Here is a 17,698-nt window from a genome sequence, read left to right on the forward strand (position 1 = left end):
GGATATGCTGGGGAGCATGTCTTTTTCCGGTACTGAAAGAAACCGACTAGCCGATCTTTTCATCGACCTAGGCCCCGACGCCGATACCCTGTGCGAGGGCTGGACCACCCACGACATGGCCGCGCATCTCTGGCTGCGCGAGCACCGCCCCGACGCGGCCGCCGGAATGTTCATCCCGGCGCTGAGCGGCCACCTGGACAAGGTAACCAAGCAGGTAAAAAGCCGCGACTACGTGAAACTGGTCAACGCCTGGCGTGCGGGCCCGCCGAAGTGGAGCCCGTTCTTCTTGCTGGACTCCAAGCTGAACTTCGCGGAGAACTTTATCCACCACGAGGACGTGCGCCGGGCCAACGGCCAGACCGAGCCGCGGGAATTTTCCGCGGTGGTCGACGACGAATTTTCCGCTACGCTCCAGCGCTTTGCTCCACTGATGTTGAAGAAGTCGCGGCTGCCCGTCATCCTGCACCCGGCCGGCGGGCGCCGGATCGTGGCCGCGGACAAGCGGGGAGTGGCCGAGCGCGGCGACGCCGTGGTGGCTGTCTCCGGGCAGCCGGCCGAGCTGCTGCTGTGGGTCTACGGCCGGGACGCGGCCCAGGTGGAGATCGCAGGCGACAAGTCCGCCATCGTGAAGTCTAGTCTTTAGGCTTGACCGCAACTTTTCTTCGTGAACTGTGTGTTGCGCCTGTGATTAGTGGGGTATAAGCGGCTAGAGTTACAGGCATGTCTGTCAAGAATGTCTCGTCTCGCCGCAGTAGTTCCCCTGGCCGCAACAAACCATCGCCGGCCAAGCGGGCGCGTCCGGCGGGCCGTGGCAAGGCGCCCGAGACTTTAGCGGTACCCAGCGCTGCCGAGAGCGAGCATCCTCGCACCGGCAGCGCTTTCCGTGCGGTCGGGCACGGGGTGGGGGCGATGTTTTCGGCCACCGCCCGCGGCGTGAGCCGGGGCCTGGCAAGCCTGAAGCCGAGCGACGAAGACTTGCTGGACGAGGGCAACCCCGGTAACGATCATAGCGACGGCGCTGCGGCGCCGGTGGAGCAGAACACTAAGCGGCCGCGCCGCGCCAAGAGAAAGAAGTCAGAGATTACGCCTGAGGACACCCCGTCGAAAAGGTCGAAATTGGAAGAAGAGATTGACGAACACGGCGCGCTAGACACCGAAGAGGACGGCGCGGAGGCCGGCATATCCATCGGCAACCCGGACGCGGTTGGCCTGATCCTGCTGGGCCTGGCCGCGGTGATCGGTGCCTCCGTGTGGCTGGACATCGCCGGCCCCATCGGCGCCGGCATTGCTACCGTGGTCCACCTTGTCATCGGCGCGGGCGCCCTCGTGCTGCCCGTCGCCCTGGTTGCCCTGGCGCTGGTGCTCATGCTGCGCATCGGCGGGCCCTCGGGCGGCATCCCGCCCCGGGTCATCCTCGGCACGACCCTCATCGTGGTCTCCATGCTGGGGCTTATCCACATCTTCGCCGGCGACCCCACTGAGTGGGCCGACCGCATGAGCGCCGGCGGCGCCGTGGGCGCTTGGACCGGCGGGCTGCTGGCCCTGGGTTTCTCGGGCTACGTAGCCGTGCCGCTGCTCTTCCTAGTCATCGTCTACGGCGCGCTGAAGGTCACCGGCATTACCGTGCGCGAGGCGTGGGATCTGCTGGTTGATACCATTTCCGGCCTGCGCGGCAAGGACGCCGCGGAGGAGGACGCCGACGACGACGCCTACAGCCAGGTCAGCGATCACATCGACGATATCGCCGCCGGCCGCAACACCGAGCGCCGTTCCACGGCCCGCCGGGCCACCGGGCGCCTACTGCCCCAGAAGCCGAAGCCGGCCCCGCAGTCGGGCCCGGGCGCTGGTTCTGCTGCCGCGGGCGCCGCTGGTGCTGCGGGCGCGGCTGGTGCCGCCGCGTCCCCGGCTTCTGCCTGGAACTCCTCGGAGGCGGAGACCACCGCCCTGAACAACCCGGGCCGGTCGGCCGGGAGCAAGTCCAGCCAGCGCGACGAGCTGGCGGATACCAACGAGATCCCGGTCGTGCGCGACGCAACCCCGGAACCGGAAGACCTGTTTAGCGCTTCCCAGGACGCCGGGGCTGCGGAGCCCACGCGCACCCTGGACGCGGGCGCGCAGTCCACGCCGCGCTCGGCTGGTGCTCAGTCGAAGTCCGATGACGCGGTCTCGGCTTCGCGGGAGGCCATGCGCCAGGCGATTATCGCCCGCTCCGGCCAAGACCCTGCTAGAGGGAAGGCCGCCGACGAGGAAGAGCCGGCGGAAGAGCCTGTCGCAGCGGCTGCTCCGGCGACCCCGGCGACGACCGAGGACGGCGACTACGACCTGCCGACGACGGATCTGCTGACCGCCGGCACTCCGGCGAAGGAGCGCACCGAGGTCAACGACCACATCATCGCGGCTATCACGGACGTCTTCGAGGAGTTCAAGGTCAACGCCCAGGTGACCGGATTCAGCCGCGGGCCGACAGTGACCCGCTACGAGATCGAGCTGGGCCCGGGCGTGAAGGTCTCGAAGGTGACCAACTTGCAGTCCAACCTGGCCTACGCGGTGGCCACCGACAACCTGCGCCTGCTGACCCCGATCCCGGGTAAGTCCGCCGTGGGCATCGAGGTCCCCAACCCGGACCGCGAGATGGTGCGCCTGCGCGAGGTGCTCGACGCCCCGGCTACCCGTGCGCAGACCGACCCGATGCTCATCGGACTGGGCAAGGACATCGAGGGCGACTTCGTCTCGGCCTCGGTCAAGAAGATGCCCCACCTGCTGGTGGCCGGTGCTACCGGTTCCGGTAAGTCGGCGTTCGTGAACTCCATGCTGGTTTCCCTGCTTACCCGCGCTACGCCGGAACAGGTGCGCCTCATCCTGGTCGATCCGAAGATGGTCGAGCTGACCCCGTACGAGGGCATCCCGCACCTCATCACCCCGATCATCACGCAGCCGAAGAAGGCCGCGGCCGCCCTGCAGTGGCTGGTCGAGGAGATGGAGCAGCGCTACCTGGACATGAAATCCGCGCGCGTCCGCAAGATCGAGGACTTCAACGCCAAGGTGCGCTCCGGCGAGTACCAGGCCCCTGCCGGCTCCCAGCGCGACGTGCGCCCGTACCCGTACATCGTCTGCGTGGTCGACGAGCTGGCTGACCTGATGATGACGGCGCCGAAGGAAATCGAGGACTCCATCGTGCGTATTACCCAGAAGGCCCGCGCGGCCGGCATCCACTTGGTCTTGGCTACCCAGCGCCCGTCCGTCGACGTCGTCACCGGTCTGATCAAGACCAACGTGCCATCCCGCCTGGCGTTCGCCACCTCCTCGCTGACCGACTCCCGCGTCATCCTGGACCAGGGCGGGGCGGAAAAGCTCATCGGCATGGGCGACGCCCTGTTCATCCCGCAGGGCGCCGGCAAGCCGCAGCGCCTGCAAGGCGCGTTCGTCACGGACGAGGAAGTCCAGGCCGTGGTCGATGCCGCCAAGCGGCAGGCCCAGCCGAATTACACCGAGGGTGTTACCGAGGAGAAGCAGGATAGCAAGAAGAAGGAAATCGACGACGATATCGGAAAGGATATGGACGACCTCCTGGAGGCCGTCGAGCTCGTCGTCACTTCCCAGCTGGGCTCCACGTCGATGCTGCAGCGCAAGCTGCGCATCGGCTTCGCCAAGGCCGGTCGCCTGATGGACCTGATGGAATCCCGCGGCGTCGTGGGGCCCTCGGAGGGTTCGAAGGCCCGCGAGGTGCTCACCAAGCCCGAGGAACTCGAGACCATGCTGTGGTACATCAAGGGCGCCGACCCGGCCGAGGCACCCAAGGAGGTGCAAGAGGAAATGGCCCAGCAGGAAGCTGCGGGCGCCGCCGGTGAGGCGGACACCAACCCGGATGGGGCACCTGCCGGTGGGGAAGATACCCGCACCGTACAGGCAACCTACAACCCGTCGTCGGGGGCGTTTTAGGGCCGCCGCGGGCGGACTCGTGTAGGATTAATCGAGTCTTGGAGGGGAGTACCCCATTCTTCGGCGCTGATCGTCAACACGGCAGCGGCAGCACACACTGCCCGCTCCCGGTCGCGCCGGCCCGGTCATCCGGGCGGGGGAGACCTCCGGTCCATTTTTTGCTGTAACGACCGGAGGGATAAGTGCCATGAGTGTACCCGTATGGATTTGGCTGCTAACTGGCGCAGTCATTCTCGGATTTTTCGTCTTTGATTTCTACTCGCACGTGCGTACTCCGCACGAGCCCACCCTGAAAGAATCCGGTCTGTGGACCGCCTTCTATGTCGGTTTGGCACTGTTGTTCGGCGTGGTCATCTGGGTCCTGTGGGACCACGAGCACGCCGTGCAGTACTACACCGGTTACGTGACGGAGAAGGCGCTGTCGGTCGACAACCTCTTCGTCTTCGCCCTGATTATGGGCGCGTTCAAGATCCCGCGCAAATACCAGCAGAAGGTGCTGCTCATCGGCATCGTGCTGGCGCTCATCTTCCGCCTGATCTTCATCTTGCTGGGCGCCGCGGTCATCGCCGCCTGGTCGGACGTGTTCTACCTGTTCGCCATCTTCCTGCTCTACACGGCCATCAAGCTGATCGTGGATGAGGTTCGCGACGCCCCGGAGACCGACCCGAACGACATGGCGGTCATCAAGATGATCCGCAAGGCCATCCACGTCACCCCGCGTTACCACGGCGACAAGCTCATCCACCGCGAGGAATCCGGCCCCAAGAATGGCAAGCTGGCGCTGACCCCGCTGTTCGTGGCGCTGGTGGCCATCGGCCTGATTGACATCATGTTCGCCTTCGACTCCATCCCGGCTATCTACGGCATCACCTCGGAAGCGTTCTTGGTCTTTACCACCAATGCCTTCTCCCTGATGGGCCTGCGCCAGATGTACTTCCTGCTCGACGGCCTGCTGGACCGCCTGGTGTACCTGCCGTACGGCCTGGGCATCATCCTGGGCTTCATCGGCGTGAAGCTGCTGCTGCATGCCCTGCACGAGAACAACCTGCCGTTCATCAACGGCGGCGACGACGTCCCGGTGCCGGAGGTCTCCACCATCTGGTCGCTGATCATCATCGTGGGGGTCCTCGTCATCACGGTGTTGGCGTCCATCTGGAAGAACAAGCGCGACGAAGCCCAAGGCGGCATCAAGGTCTCCCACAACCACTACGACTGGGACGAGGAAGGCAACAAGATCGTCCGCGACAAGCGCGGCCACCTCATCGGCAAGGCCGACGAGGTCGCCAGCTCCGAGTTGCCTTAAAACCGAACTTGATGGGGCGGTGCGCTAACGCACCGCCTCACACCCGACCGTCCCGAGCGCGATCTTTTGAAAGCCAATATTTACACAGTTGATGGGGGAATTAGGTCGGGCTTTTGTCGCTGCGGCGCCGGAATAAGAGAAGGCGCAGGCTAGAAAATCTTGGTGACGGGGTTCCACTCGCGGAAGCTGCGGCGGGTGACCACGCCCGAGGTGTGGAACGGGTCGTCGTCCATGATCTTGATGGCGTCGGCGACCTGGGCGTCGTCGTCTAGCTGCAGGATGATGAGCGCTCCGCCGGCTGAATCCGGGTGGGGGCCGGAGCCGACAATGAGGCCCTTCTCGTGCAGGCTGTTGATGAATTCGCGGTGGGCGGGGCGCTGCTCCGACACCAGCGGGTTGGTGGGGGCGTAGTCGTAAAAGGTGGCGAAATACTTCATGCTCTCATCCTAGTTTTTCCGCGCCCGCCCCGGCGGTTTTCTTGCGGGACTAATTCTGTCCTGGTCTATCGTGGACGAGATTTACTCCCACAACTCGCGGCGGTTTGGCGTAGCCCGCCCCGTTGATTGCCCGGTGGGACCCCGTTTGGGCCGTGGCCAATAGGAAACGATCTAAAGCAGGTAAGATTGTAGGCGTGAGTCAACCAGGAACTAGGTCATCCAACCCCGGCCCAGCGCACAGCGGCGGCGGGGGCTTGAAGCGTGGCGGGGAGAAGCCCTCCAATTGGAACCTGCCCAACATCCTGACTAGCCTGCGGATCCTTTTCATTCCGGTCTTTGCCTGGCTCGTGTTGGCTGAACACCAGTGGTGGGCGTTTGCCGTCTTCGTCCTGCTGATGATTACGGACAAGCTCGACGGCGACATCGCCCGGGCTAAGGGACTCATCACGGATTTCGGCAAGATTGCCGATCCGATTGCGGACAAGGCGCTGATGACCACGGCGCTGGTCTGCCTGAATATCATCGGGGTCCTGCCGTGGTGGATCACCGTGGTCATCCTGGTGCGCGAATTTGGCATCACGATCTGGCGCATGGTCATGCTGCGACGCGGTCTGGTGGTTCCAGCCTCCAAGGGCGGCAAGCTCAAGACCGTTCTGCAGTCGCTAGCCGTAGCCATGTATCTGTGCCCGCTGCCCGACTGGATGAATATCCCGACGCTGACCGTCATGCTCCTAGCCATGGCCGTCACGGTTGTTACGGGCGTGCAGTACCTGGCGGATGCCCGGAAGCACAATGCCTAATCCTGCTGGTCCGAACCCCGCCGCCCGCGAGACGGTGACCGCGCTGAAGGAACGCGGCGAGACCGTCGCCTGGTGCGAGTCCCTGACCGCGGGCCTGGGCGCGGCCACGCTCGCCACGGTGCCCGGGGCATCGGCGGTGCTGCGCGGGGGACTGGTCACCTACGCCACGGAGCTGAAAACCACGCTGGCCGGGGTGGACCCCGCGCTCATCGAAGAAAACACGGTTATCTCCGCTCCAGTGGCGGAGGCGATGGCCGCGGGAGCGCGGGCGCGGTGCGGCGCCGACTGGGGTCTGGCCTTGACCGGAGTGGCCGGGCCCGACCCGCAGGACGGGCACTCGGTCGGCGAGGTCTGGGCGGGTCTTGCTGCCCCGGATGGCTCCCAGCATTCCTGGCAGGTGGGTGGTCCTGCTGGCCTTGCGGGTACCCGGGACGAGATCCGGACCGCGGCCGTGAGCCAGACGCTGACCAGAGCGGTCGAAAAGATTCGAAATTTTCCCCGCCGATAGGGAACAAAGTACGTTGATGAGCCGTTGGAACTAGTGATGAACACTACTACCGCACTGCTGGATACCCCCACCCGCTCCCATGCCGCGCCGTTAAACGAGCCGTTGCTGCGAGAGGCCCTGGGCTTGAGCCTGCGTGCTTTCCGCGCGGACAAGTCCGTGACTCTGCGCGAGCTCGCTGCGGTCGCCCACGTCTCCCCGGGCTATCTGTCCGAGCTCGAGCGTGGCCGCAAAGAAGTTTCCTCCGAGATGCTCGCGGCGGTTTGCGGCGCCCTCGACGTGTCGGTGGCCGATGTACTCATCGAGGCCGCCGGCTACATGGCGCTGCCATCGGTAGATGAAGAACTGGCGCAGACCGCCCCGGCTGCCTCCGAGCTTTAGCTCCCCTTAACGCCGCCTATTGGCAGCGTGTGCCCGCTATTTTCGCTACGATGGTGGGTCGAAGCACTACTGAGCAATCGATATGTTTAAAGAAAAGAGGCCCTTGGCTCATGGCTAACCCATTTTCCAAACTCTGGAAGTACCTGATGGCTTTGTTTGACTCCAAGATTGAGGAAAACGCCGATCCGAAGGTCCAGATCGAGCAGGCCATCGAGGACGCTCAGCGCCAGCACCAGGAACTGTCCCAGCAGGCCGCGGCCGTCATCGGTAACCAGCGCCAGTTGGAAATGCAGCTGAACCGCCGCCTAGGCGAGATCGAGAAGCTGCAGGGCAACACCAAGCAGGCCCTGCAGCTGGCCGACAAGGCCCGCGCCGACGGTGACGAGACCAAGGCGGTCGAGTACGAAAACGCCGCCGAGGCCTTCGCCGCGCAGCTGGTGACCGCGGAGCAGTCCGTCGAGGACACCAAGAAGCTGCACGACCAGGCCCTGCAGCAGGCAGACCAGGCTAAGAAGGCCGTTGAGCGCAACGCTATGGCGCTGCGCGAGAAGGTGGCGGAGCGCTCCAAGCTGCTGAGCCAGCTGGAGCAGGCCAAGATGCAGGAGAAGGTCTCCGAGTCGCTGAGCAGCATGAACGAGCTGTCCAACGGCTCGACCCCGTCGCTGGACGCCGTCCGTGACAAGATCGAGCGCCGCTACTCCAAGGCTCTGGGGCAGGCCGAGCTGGCCGAGAACTCCGTCGAGTCCCGCATGCAGGAGGTCCAACAGGCCGGCGTGCAGCTGGCCGGACACTCCCGCCTGGAGCAGATCCGCGCGGAGATGAACGACTCCAAGCCGGTCGAGTCGGGCCAGAAGAAGCAGCAGCTTGAGTCCGGCCAGAGCACCGGCGGCAACGCCCAGTCGGCGGCCGACAAGGCAGCCCAGCCGGAGGTCAGCAACGACGCCGTGGAGGCCCGCCTGCGCGAGCTGCGCGGCGAATAACCCGCACTAGCTACTTTGCTTAGCGTCAGCGCTCGCTGACAAAGACAAGCCCCCAGCCATCCCGAAGAGGGAAGCTGGGGGCTTGGTGCGTTGCGGACTAATCGCCGACGCCGCGGGCGGCCAGCGCCTCGCCCATGGCTTGGGCGCGGCGGATAGAGCGAATGACGACCGGGGTGGCGAAGGCCATCACGGACATGTTCGCCCCGCGGGCCTTGCGGGCGTCCAAGACCTCGCCGACGGTCTCGAACATCAGCGGGATGAGCCGGATGGTCAAGGACATCGCCAAGCTGATGGTCTCCACGGGCAGGCCGAAACGCGCCAGGGGAGCCAGGGTCCGCTCCATCGACTCCATGATCTCGTCCACCGTCGAGGTGAGCGTGAGCAGGAAGGCGACCTCCATGGCCGCGAAGATTGTCAAGAACATCACTGCCGCGTACTCGAAGTCGCGGGACCACCATTGGAAGGCCGCCAGCGGCACGAGGATAAACAACGGCGGGGTGAGCTGGCTGGCGATAATGGACGGCGGGACCTGGGCCAGGGCATAGGGGATAGCACCTACTACCACCGCGGCTAGGGCCCACGGGATGGTCTTGATGAAGATGCTGGTAACCAAGATAAAGACGATGATGATAGCCAGCTTCACCGAGGGGGAGGGCCGGTGGACGATGGTGTCTTTATCGACGTAGACATTCAGCGGTATGTTTTTGCGCCGCACGAGCGTTGACTCCTTTGCCTTAGAGCGGGCGGGCTGCCATGAGGTCGCGGTAGAAGCTCAATACCTCCGCCGGCGGGCCGTCGGCGGCGACCTGGTGCTCGTCGATGCAGATAACCCGGTCGAAGTCGGTGAGGAAGTCCAGGTCGTGCGTGACGACGATGAGCTGCTGCTCCAGGCTGGCGAACTCGCGCCGGATACGGTCGCGGTTGCGCAGGTCCAGCAGGGTAGTGGGCTCGTCGGCGAGGATCAGCGTGGGGTCGATGACGAGTACGGCTGCGAGCGCCAGCATCTGCTTCTGCCCGCCGGACAGGGTGTGCGGGGACTGCTCCGCTAGGTCCGTCAGCCCGAAACGCTCCAGGGCGGCGTCGACGCGGCGGTTGCGCTCCTCCTTCGACAGCTTGAAGCGGCGCAGGGAGAAGGCGACGTCGTCGCGCACCTGCGGCATGACGATCTGGTTCTCGGCATCGGAGAAGACGAAACCGATCTTCTTGCGCAGCTCTTTGCCGTTTTCTTCGACGTTGAGTCCGTCGACCGTCACCGTCCCGGTGGTGGGCTCGCCCAGGCCGTTGATAAGACGGGTCAGGGTGGACTTGCCGCTGCCGTTCGCGCCGATGATGCCGATGCGGTGCTCGGTAAGCTCCAGGCAAATATCGCGCAAGACCTCGGTCTCGTCGTAGGTAACGCCGACGTGGTCGAACTTAATTGTTGGCACGGCGGTCAGCTCGTCGCTTGGTAGCGCCCATGAGATCCGGGAAGGCGGCGTGCACGCCGTACGCGATGATGATGGCGACGACGAGCTTCAGGGAGTCCACGGGGACGAAGGCGAACTGGGCCACGGTGGCCTCGGTCAGCGAGAGGCCGGAGCGGACCATCAGGCCGATCGCGCCGCAAACGTACTGGATGAGCAGGGCCACGACACCGGCCAGGATGAAGATACCGATGCGGGCGCCCTTGGCGCGCGGGGCGCGGTAGGCGATGGAACCGGCAACCCACGGGGAGATCACGTAGCCGATGATGTAGCCCACGGTCGGGCCGGCCAGCGCGCGCAGGGTGGTGCCGCCGCCGGCCAGTACCGGCAGGGCCAGCCCCAGGAAGAGGAAGAGCAGGCCGACGGCCAGGCCGCGCTTGCCGCCTAGGACGAGCCCGGCCAGGATGATGGCGGCGTTTTGCAAAACGATCGGGACGCCGGCGGTGCCGACGGGGATGGAGACAAAGGCGAGGACAATGACGAGGGCGGTAAAGACCGCCACGTAGGCCAGACCGGAGGCCAGAGTATTCTTCTTCATGCCCGAAAACCCTAGCAGTGAACAGACAATCTGCAGGAAACGACCACTTTTGAACAGTGTTCATGCAGGACAGGAGCACCCCCGCTTTACCCCCATATAGTGAGGGAGTCAAACGTTTTTCTCTCCGCCCGCCGGGTTGGTTGACCGCAGATATAACGCGGTAGGATGGCGGGCATGCGTTTGACGGAGTACACCCAGCTTATTACGGACGAATTCGGGGCAGAAAAGGCCGCCTGGATTTCCCATTCGCATGTCCTGGCCGAGTTCGGGGATACCGCGGACGCGCTTATCGAACGCGGCGTCGATCCGGGCAAAGTCTGGGACGGGTTGTGCGACGACTTTAGTGTCCCGGAAGAGCGCCGACTGGGCGTGGACTATCCGACCAAATGATTCGTAGTCGGCGTGCCGCATTCGAAATTCGAACAGGCGTGCGTGTACTATGGGGTCGGTGTCCGTCGGTGGTATTAGCTTTTACGGTGTAAACGCCAGCGCGCGGGAACCCACCGGCTAGCCGGCGGAGTCTAAAAGTTAAGGCCGCGGGTTTATCCGTGCGCTGAGTTATCAACGCGAAGTGCTCTAAGTACTCAAGCCCCAAAAGACTTGTTAAAGAAAAGGTGAGTTAGAACCATGGCTGCTAAGAAGAAGTCCGCTAAAGCCACCGGAAATAGCGCGGATGACCGCAAGAAGGCGCTAGATGCCGCGATGGCCATGATCGAAAAGGATTATGGCAAGGGCGCGGTCATGCGCCTGGGCGATGACAACCGCCCGCCCATCCAGGCGATCTCCTCCGGCAACACCGCCATCGACATCGCGCTGGGCATCGGCGGCTTCCCGCGCGGCCGCGTGGTTGAGATCTACGGCCCGGAGTCTTCCGGTAAGACCACGGTGGCCCTGCACGCCATCGCGGAGGCCCAGAAGGGCGGGGGCATTGCCGCCTTTATCGACGCCGAGCACGCCCTCGACCCGGAATACGCCCGCCTGCTGGGCGTGGACACGGACAACCTGCTGGTCTCCCAGCCGGATACCGGTGAGCAGGCCCTCGAGATTGCGGACATGCTGGTTCGCTCCGGCGCCATCGACATCATCGTGGTGGACTCCGTTGCCGCGCTGACGCCGAAGGCGGAAATCGAGGGAGAGATGGGCGATAGCCACGTCGGCCTGCAGGCCCGCCTGATGTCGCAGGCGCTGCGTAAGATGACCGGCGCCCTGTACAACTCGGGCACCACCGCCATCTTTATTAACCAGCTGCGCGAAAAGATCGGCGTCATGTTCGGCTCCCCGGAGACGACCACCGGTGGTAAGGCCCTGAAGTTCTACGCCTCGGTGCGCTGCGACATCCGCCGCATCCAGACCTTGAAGGACGGCCAGGACGCCATCGGTAACCGCACCAAGATGAAGATCGTGAAGAACAAGGTCTCCCCGCCGTTCAAGATCGCGGAGTTCGACATCATGTACGGCGAGGGCATCTCCCGCGAGTCCTCCATCATCGACCTGGGCGTCGAACACGGCTTCATCAAGAAGTCTGGCTCCTGGTTCACCTACGAAGGCGACCAGCTGGGGCAGGGTAAGGAAAAGGCCCGCAACTTCCTCAAGGAAAACCAGGACCTGGCCAACGAGATCGAGAAGAAGATCTTCAAGAAGCTGGGCGTGGGCGCCGACGCCGCCAACGCGGACGAGGAAGTCGCCATGGACGTGCCGGGCGCCGACGATGACCTGTCGGATGAGTCGGTGGGCCTGGTGCCGAACGTCGACTTTGACGACGACGATCAGGACTAGGTAGATGCCGCAGCCATCGCCGGACAAGATCGCGCGGCTGCAGCGCGCCTTGGACGATTACGCGCACGGCAGCGGCGAGAGCGATCTCTTCGACAAAGAGGCCGAGGAATCCAAGTCCAAGGTCCGCGAACGCGCCTTGCGCCTGCTGGACCAGCGCTCCCGCTCGCGGCAGGAGCTCGCCCAGCGCCTGGAGAAGCTGGAATTCGACCCAGCCGTGGTCGGGGACGTCTTGGACGATTTGTCCCGGGTGGGGCTTATCGATGACGCCGCGTTTGCCCGCGAGTGGGTGCGCCAGCGCCACCAGGCCCGCGGGAAATCCGCCCGCGTGCTGGATCAGGAGCTGCAACGCAAGGGCGTCGGCGCCGAGGAGCGCCAGGAGGCGTTGGAGCAGATCGACGCCGCCGACGAGCGCGCCATGGCCTGGTCGCTGGCGCAAAAGAAGGCCCGCGGGGTGAAGGCCGTGCCGGCGGATCGGCACGAGCGGGACAAGGCGCTGCGGCGCATTGTGGGCGTGCTAGCCCGCCGCGGCTTCCGGGAATCCGACTCGCTGGATCTGGCCAAGAAGGCGCTGGCCGAGCGCGAGGCCGAGCTGGAAGCCTAGGCCCCGGGCGGTTATGAAATGGCCTGGTTGATCATTAAAATGAACCGGCGTGACTAACCCCATGACTGAAAACCCGCGCACCTACGAGGTGCGCACGTTCGGCTGCCAGATGAACGTGCACGACTCGGAGCGTATCTCCGGCCTCCTGGAGGACGCCGGTTACGTGGCCGCCCCGCAGGAGGCGGAGCCGGATCTCATCGTCTTCAACACCTGCGCGGTGCGCGAGAACGCCGACAAGCGTCTCTACGGCACTCTGGGCTCGCTGAAGAAGACGAAGGAGAACCACCCCGGCATGCAGATCGCCGTGGGCGGGTGCCTGGCGCAAAAGGACAAGGACACCGTCTTGACCAACGCGCCGTGGGTGGACGCGGTCTTCGGTACCCACAACATGTTCGCGCTGCCGACGCTGCTGGAGCGCGCCCGCCACAACGACGAGGCGCAGATCGAGATCGTCGACGCGCTGGAGGCTTTCCCCTCGGTGCTGCCCGCCAAGCGCGAGTCCGCCTACTCCGGCTGGGTGTCTATCTCCGTCGGCTGCAACAACACGTGCACCTTCTGCATCGTGCCCTCGCTGCGCGGCAAGGAGGAGGACCGCCGGCCTGGCGACATCCTCGCCGAGGTCCAGGCGCTGGTCGACCAGGGCGTGTCCGAGGTGACCCTGCTGGGCCAAAACGTCAACGCCTACGGCGTCCACTTCGCCGACCCGGACCTGCCGCGCGACAAGTACGCGTTTTCCAAGCTGCTGCGCCAGGTGGGCCAGATCGAGGGCCTGGAGCGCCTGCGCTTTACCTCCCCGCACCCGGCGGAATTTACCTCCGACGTCATCGACGCCATGGCGGAGACCCCGGCGGTCTGCCCGCAGCTGCACATGCCGCTGCAGTCGGGCTCGGACAAGGTGCTCAAAGACATGCGCCGGTCCTACCGCACGAAGAAATTCCTCCGCATCCTGGATGAGGTCCGCGAAAAGATCCCGCACGCGGCGATTACCACCGACATCATCGTCGGCTTCCCGGGCGAGACCGAGGAGGACTTCCAGGAGACCATGGAGCTGGTGCGTAAGGCGCGGTTTAGCTCCGCGTTCACGTTCCAGTATTCCCCGCGGCCGGGCACCCCGGCGGCGGAGATGGAACAGCAGATCCCTAAGGACGTCGTCCAGGACCGCTTCGAGCGCCTGGTGGCCCTGCAGGATTCCATCCAGGCCGAGGAAAACGCCCAGCTGGTCGGCACCGACGTGGAACTGCTCGTGCAGGCCACCGGCGGGCGCAAGAACGACCAGACCCACCGCCTGTCCGGGCGGGCCCGTGACGGCCGCCTGGTCCACTTCGCGGCCGTGGACGGCGACGGAAACGACCTCCGGGACGAGATCCGTCCCGGCGACGTCGTGCACACCACGGTGACGGATTCCGGCTCTTTCTTCCTGGTGGCCGACGCCGGGGTGAGCTCCCACCGCCGCACCAAGGCCGGCGATATGTCGGCTGCGGGCCAGACCCCGACCACTGCGCCGGTAGGCGTCGGCCTGGGGCTGCCGTCGGTGGGCCGGCCCGCCGAAACCCCGGCATCCGCTCACGGCGGGTGCTGCTAACTAAACCGAGTAAGGTCGAAGACTGTGACTGATTCAAATCGCCCGGAAACGCCATCCTCCAATTCGGAAGTAGAGCAGCCGGAATCGCTGCTCTATATCGAAAACAGCAAGGAGAAGCAGGCCGCCGCCGCGGCGGAAAAGCGGGCGGCGCGCACGATGGACCTGCGCGGCCAGACCGTCACCCTCTGGGTGGCCGTGGCCCTGTTCGTGGCCTACCTGCTGCTGCCGCACGCGGGCCCGGCCCGCGGTTTCCAAGTGCTGACCGGGCAGTCCGGCGAGGTGGAAATCTCCATCGTGGAATACGTCTTCGCCGTGCTGATGACCCTGGGCGTCGGCGTGCTGACCACCCTGACGCTGCTTACCCGCCGGGCCGCATTCGGCCTGGCCGGCTGGATGATGGCGACGGTGGCCTTCGCGGTCTCGCTGTTCATGTTCTGGGTGCGCGGCACCCAGGAGTACGGGGTCGGCATCGGCGCCGTGTGCGGGGTGGTCGCCTGCGGCCTGACGTTTATCGCCTACTGCCTGGTCGCCCTGCGCCGCAGCCCGGAGCAGCAGGAGGCCCAGGAACGCGCCCGCGCCGCCGCTGGGACCATGGACGAGGTCGGGCAGGTCCAGAACCGCATCCGCGCCACCGTGGATCCGGACAGCAACCCGCTGCTGGTCGATGACCGCCGCCAGCAGGCCGCGGCCCGCTACCGCCGCGATCACTGCGGGAATAACGCGAACTAAGCAGGCGCCCTAGAGGTCCCGCTGCCAGGCCGTGGTCACGGCGATGGGCCGGCTGCCCAGGCGCGCGTGCAGCGCCCGGGAGGCCACGTCGCTGAGCGCGGCGGAGCCGTAGACCCGGTTGAGCTCCGGCCAGAAGTCGCGGGCCATGACTAGCGCGGCGTTCGCGGTCGCCGTGGCCAGCCCCTGGCGGCGCCAACCCCGGTCGGTGACCATAAGCGTCCATTCGGCGATCTCCGCGTGCCCGCCGTGGTGGCGGCCGCATTCGACGAGGTTGCGCACGCGGCGGGCGGCCCCGGTGGCATCGATAGCCGCCACGAGGACGGTCTCGGACCGGCGCTCGTGCACGCGCCGGCGCGCCTCGTTGAGCCGGTCGGCAGTCCAATCCACCGGCTCGACGGTCATCTCCCCGTAGTCGGCGTCCTGGGAGGCCACCGTGAGCAGCTCGACGACCTGGGGCTTGATATCGGCGGGCAGGTCGTAGTTGTGGAAGGCAGCGAACTGCCACCCGTCCGGCAGGCCGGGGAGACCCGGGGAGTCCGCGGAGGGTAGTTCGCCCGCCTCCGTTATGCGGGTGACCAGTTGGGTCTCGGCGTGCCGGCGGCTAAAGCGACTGCGGGTGAAGACCTCCGCGAGGGAGGCGGGCAGGACTTCGTCGTCCGGCGCGTGCATCATTCCGGTGAGCACCCGGACACGGCCCAGGCGCTGGGCGAGCTCGCAGCCGTTATCCAGCATCCAGGCCAAGAGATCGGCGGCCTCCGGCTCCAGCGGGGTGCCCGGCAGAGGGAGGTAGCCCGCGTCTAGAACGCAGTCGAGCTCGACGTTGTCTAGGTCCTCTAGCTGCGGGCGGCTGAGCTGGATAAAGCCCATGTAATCCAGCTCCGGGATCTCACCGGTGCTGGCCAGTAGCGGGTAGCCGAGCGGGGAGAGCTCGCCCACGGGCACGGGCCCGGAGACCACCGCGAAAAGATCGGTGAGCATCTCCGGGGTGCCGCACAGCGCGTGCAGCGCCAGCTCCGCGGACATGGAGGCCGCCGGATCCCCGGTGGCCTCCTGGGCGGCCAGGTTCGACAGGAAGCTCAGCGTCCGGATGGCGTCGCTGGGCGCGGCGAAGACCGCCGGCTGGCCCGGGGCAACCGGGCGGCCATCGGTGGTGCGGGGAGCGGCGAGGTGGGCGAGGTGCAGGTGGGAGAAATCAGGCACGGGTTTTACTGCTCATCCAGCACCGCGGCGGCGGTCTGGGCCCACTGCTCCCACTGCTCGGCCTGGGCGCGCAGCTTCTTTTCCTTCTGCGTGTTGCCCTTGGCGGCGGCCGCATCCGCCTGCTGGTTAAAGTCCTGCGCCCGGGAGCGGAACTGATCCACGCGCGCCTGGGCCTCCGGGTCGGTGCGGCGCCACTGGGACTCCTCGGCGTCGGAGACGCGCTTTTCGACCTCGGCGATCTTGTCCTCGTACTCGCGGATCTGGTTGCGCGGGACGAAGCCTACTTCCTCCCACTTCTCCTGCAGCTCGCGAAGCTTGGCCTTGGCGGTGTTGAGGTTGGCCGCCGGGTCGATCTGCGGGGAGTACTCCGCCAGCAGCGCGTCCTTGGCCGCGGCATTGGCGGCGAATTGCTTGTCGCGCTCCGCGTTGACCTGGTTGCGGGCGTTGAAGAAGTGGTCCTGGGCGGCGCGGAACTGCGCCCAGAGGCGATCGTCGACCTCGCGCGGGGCGCGGCCGGCGGCCTTCCACTCTTGCATCAGGTCGCGGTAGGCGCGGGCGGTCGGGCCCCAGTCGGTGGAGTTCTGGAGCGCCTCGGCGCGCTCGACCAGCTCTTCCTTCTTCTTCCGGGCGGCAGCGCGGGAGCGGTCCAGCTCCGCGAAGTGGGAGCCGCGGCGGCGGTTGAAGGCGTCGCGGGCGCGGGAGTAGCGCTTCCACAGCTGGTCATCGGTCTTGCGGTCGATGCCCTTGATGGTCTTCCACTCGTCCAGGATGGCGCGGATGCGATCGCCGGCGGCTTTCCACTCGGTGGAGTTCTCCGCGATCTCCTCGGCCTCGGCCGCGAGCTTTTCCTTAGCCGCGATGGCCGCGGCGCGGCGCTCAGCCTTGTCGGCCTGGGCCTTCTCGCGCGCGGCGGCGGAGTGGTCCATGATGGCGGCCAGGCGCTTGTCCAGCGCGTCTAGGTCGCCAACCACGGCGGCGGTGGCCAGATCCGCGCGCAGGGTGGCGGCGGTGTCCTTGATGGAGTCGGCCTCCTGCGGGTTGGCCCGGAGGCGGGCCTCGAGCAGCTCGACCTCGGTGGCCAGGTCGTCGTAGCGCTTGCCGAAGTGGGCTAGGCCCTCGGCGGCCGTGCCGGCCTGCCAGGAACCTACGGCGCGCTCGCCGTCACCGGTGGTGACGTAGACGGTGCCGTCGTCCGCCACGCGGCCCCACTTAGACGGGTCGGACTTCGGCGTCTGGGACAGTGCTACCGGCGCGGCCGGCTTTGCCCCAGGCCGCGGGGTTTGACCCGGCTTCGGGGCCTGCGGCCGAGGGCCGGGCTTCGGCATGTTGCCCGGGTGCGGTACCTGTGATTGAGGAGCCATGAGTCAAACACCATCCTTGTGCAAAAATCGCCGCCGCGCGACACGGCTGCCTTTAACGGGAGTATGCGATTTCGCGCCCTAAAAATGCGCGAAGTGCCGATTC

Annotated in this window: 18 protein-coding genes; 12 read left to right on the forward strand and 6 right to left on the reverse strand. The window is 65.9% G+C overall.

Annotated features, from left to right (window positions below):
- Positions 1 to 16: 16 nt before the first annotated feature.
- The 3 genes from VVR85_RS01270 (at position 17) to VVR85_RS01280 (ending at position 5,242) form a co-directional block, all read left to right on the forward strand.
- Positions 17 to 643: a TIGR03085 family metal-binding protein gene (locus VVR85_RS01270; RefSeq protein WP_368519158.1), complete on the forward strand. Its 627-nt coding sequence runs from the start codon at positions 17 to 19 to the stop codon at positions 641 to 643.
- A gap of 77 nt (positions 644 to 720) precedes the next feature.
- Positions 721 to 3,939 (forward strand): DNA translocase FtsK, encoded by a 3,219-nt coding sequence (locus tag VVR85_RS01275; RefSeq protein WP_368519159.1) that lies wholly within the window; start codon positions 721 to 723, stop codon positions 3,937 to 3,939.
- A gap of 187 nt (positions 3,940 to 4,126) precedes the next feature.
- Entirely contained in the window at positions 4,127 to 5,242 is a 1,116-nt protein-coding gene (locus tag VVR85_RS01280) for a TerC family protein (protein ID WP_368519160.1), read from the forward strand.
- Positions 5,243 to 5,391: 149 nt separating this feature from the next.
- Here the strand turns inward: VVR85_RS01280 and VVR85_RS01285 are convergent, their stop codons facing one another.
- Complete coding sequence (locus tag VVR85_RS01285; protein ID WP_368519161.1) at positions 5,392 to 5,679, reverse strand: YciI family protein; 288 nt, start codon at positions 5,677 to 5,679, stop codon at positions 5,392 to 5,394.
- A 254-nt stretch (positions 5,680 to 5,933) separates the two neighbouring features.
- Between VVR85_RS01285 and pgsA the strand changes: the two genes are divergently transcribed.
- From pgsA to VVR85_RS01305, 4 genes are all read left to right on the forward strand, one after another.
- The gene (gene pgsA, locus VVR85_RS01290; protein WP_368519162.1) at positions 5,934 to 6,479 is read left to right on the forward strand and encodes a CDP-diacylglycerol--glycerol-3-phosphate 3-phosphatidyltransferase; all 546 of its coding nucleotides are present in this window, start codon (positions 5,934 to 5,936) and stop codon (positions 6,477 to 6,479) included.
- Complete coding sequence (locus VVR85_RS01295; protein WP_368519163.1) at positions 6,472 to 6,987, forward strand: CinA family protein; 516 nt, start codon at positions 6,472 to 6,474, stop codon at positions 6,985 to 6,987. The genes pgsA and VVR85_RS01295 overlap by 8 nt, the downstream gene beginning before the upstream one ends.
- Positions 6,988 to 7,023: 36 nt before the next feature.
- Positions 7,024 to 7,365, forward strand: coding sequence for a helix-turn-helix domain-containing protein (locus VVR85_RS01300; RefSeq protein WP_070768471.1), 342 nt, complete (start codon positions 7,024 to 7,026; stop codon positions 7,363 to 7,365).
- A gap of 110 nt (positions 7,366 to 7,475) precedes the next feature.
- Positions 7,476 to 8,345: a PspA/IM30 family protein gene (locus VVR85_RS01305; protein ID WP_368519164.1), complete on the forward strand. Its 870-nt coding sequence runs from the start codon at positions 7,476 to 7,478 to the stop codon at positions 8,343 to 8,345.
- Between the two features lie 97 nt (positions 8,346 to 8,442).
- Here VVR85_RS01305 and VVR85_RS01310 read toward each other — a convergent pair whose 3' ends face one another.
- Genes VVR85_RS01310 through VVR85_RS01320 form a run of 3 tightly spaced genes read right to left on the reverse strand, consistent with a single transcriptional unit; the run spans position 8,443 to position 10,346 of the window.
- Positions 8,443 to 9,060 (reverse strand): energy-coupling factor transporter transmembrane protein EcfT, encoded by a 618-nt coding sequence (locus VVR85_RS01310; protein ID WP_368519165.1) that lies wholly within the window; start codon positions 9,058 to 9,060, stop codon positions 8,443 to 8,445.
- 19 nt (positions 9,061 to 9,079) lie between these two features.
- Positions 9,080 to 9,772, reverse strand: coding sequence for an energy-coupling factor ABC transporter ATP-binding protein (locus tag VVR85_RS01315; protein WP_368519166.1), 693 nt, complete (start codon positions 9,770 to 9,772; stop codon positions 9,080 to 9,082).
- Complete coding sequence (locus VVR85_RS01320; RefSeq protein WP_368519167.1) at positions 9,759 to 10,346, reverse strand: biotin transporter BioY; 588 nt, start codon at positions 10,344 to 10,346, stop codon at positions 9,759 to 9,761. Before VVR85_RS01320 ends, VVR85_RS01315 begins: the two co-directional genes overlap by 14 nt.
- A 174-nt stretch (positions 10,347 to 10,520) precedes the next feature.
- Here VVR85_RS01320 and VVR85_RS01325 point away from each other — a divergent pair, with 174 nt between their 5' ends.
- The 5 genes from VVR85_RS01325 (at position 10,521) to VVR85_RS01345 (ending at position 15,034) form a co-directional block, all read left to right on the forward strand.
- Positions 10,521 to 10,736, forward strand: a complete 216-nt coding sequence (locus tag VVR85_RS01325) for a DUF3046 domain-containing protein (RefSeq protein ID WP_368519168.1) — start codon at positions 10,521 to 10,523, stop codon at positions 10,734 to 10,736.
- Positions 10,737 to 10,973: 237 nt separating this feature from the next.
- Positions 10,974 to 12,122, forward strand: a complete 1,149-nt coding sequence (gene recA, locus VVR85_RS01330; RefSeq protein WP_368519169.1) for a recombinase RecA — start codon at positions 10,974 to 10,976, stop codon at positions 12,120 to 12,122.
- 4 nt (positions 12,123 to 12,126) lie between these two features.
- Positions 12,127 to 12,723 (forward strand): recombination regulator RecX, encoded by a 597-nt coding sequence (gene recX / locus VVR85_RS01335; RefSeq protein ID WP_368519170.1) that lies wholly within the window; start codon positions 12,127 to 12,129, stop codon positions 12,721 to 12,723.
- Between the two features lie 61 nt (positions 12,724 to 12,784).
- On the forward strand, positions 12,785 to 14,305 hold the full coding sequence (gene miaB, locus VVR85_RS01340; RefSeq protein WP_368519418.1) for a tRNA (N6-isopentenyl adenosine(37)-C2)-methylthiotransferase MiaB: 1,521 nt from the start codon (positions 12,785 to 12,787) through the stop codon (positions 14,303 to 14,305).
- 24 nt (positions 14,306 to 14,329) lie between these two features.
- Positions 14,330 to 15,034, forward strand: a complete 705-nt coding sequence (locus VVR85_RS01345; RefSeq protein ID WP_368519171.1) for a hypothetical protein — start codon at positions 14,330 to 14,332, stop codon at positions 15,032 to 15,034.
- Between the two features lie 9 nt (positions 15,035 to 15,043).
- Here VVR85_RS01345 and VVR85_RS01350 read toward each other — a convergent pair whose 3' ends face one another.
- Positions 15,044 to 16,234 (reverse strand): GNAT family acetyltransferase, encoded by a 1,191-nt coding sequence (locus VVR85_RS01350; protein ID WP_368519172.1) that lies wholly within the window; start codon positions 16,232 to 16,234, stop codon positions 15,044 to 15,046.
- Positions 16,235 to 16,239: 5 nt separating this feature from the next.
- Complete coding sequence (locus tag VVR85_RS01355; RefSeq protein ID WP_368519173.1) at positions 16,240 to 17,595, reverse strand: DUF349 domain-containing protein; 1,356 nt, start codon at positions 17,593 to 17,595, stop codon at positions 16,240 to 16,242.
- Positions 17,596 to 17,698: the final 103 nt, after the last annotated feature.

The organism is Corynebacterium sp. LK2590 (assembly GCF_040946105.1).
Lineage (GTDB): Bacteria > Actinomycetota > Actinomycetes > Mycobacteriales > Mycobacteriaceae > Corynebacterium.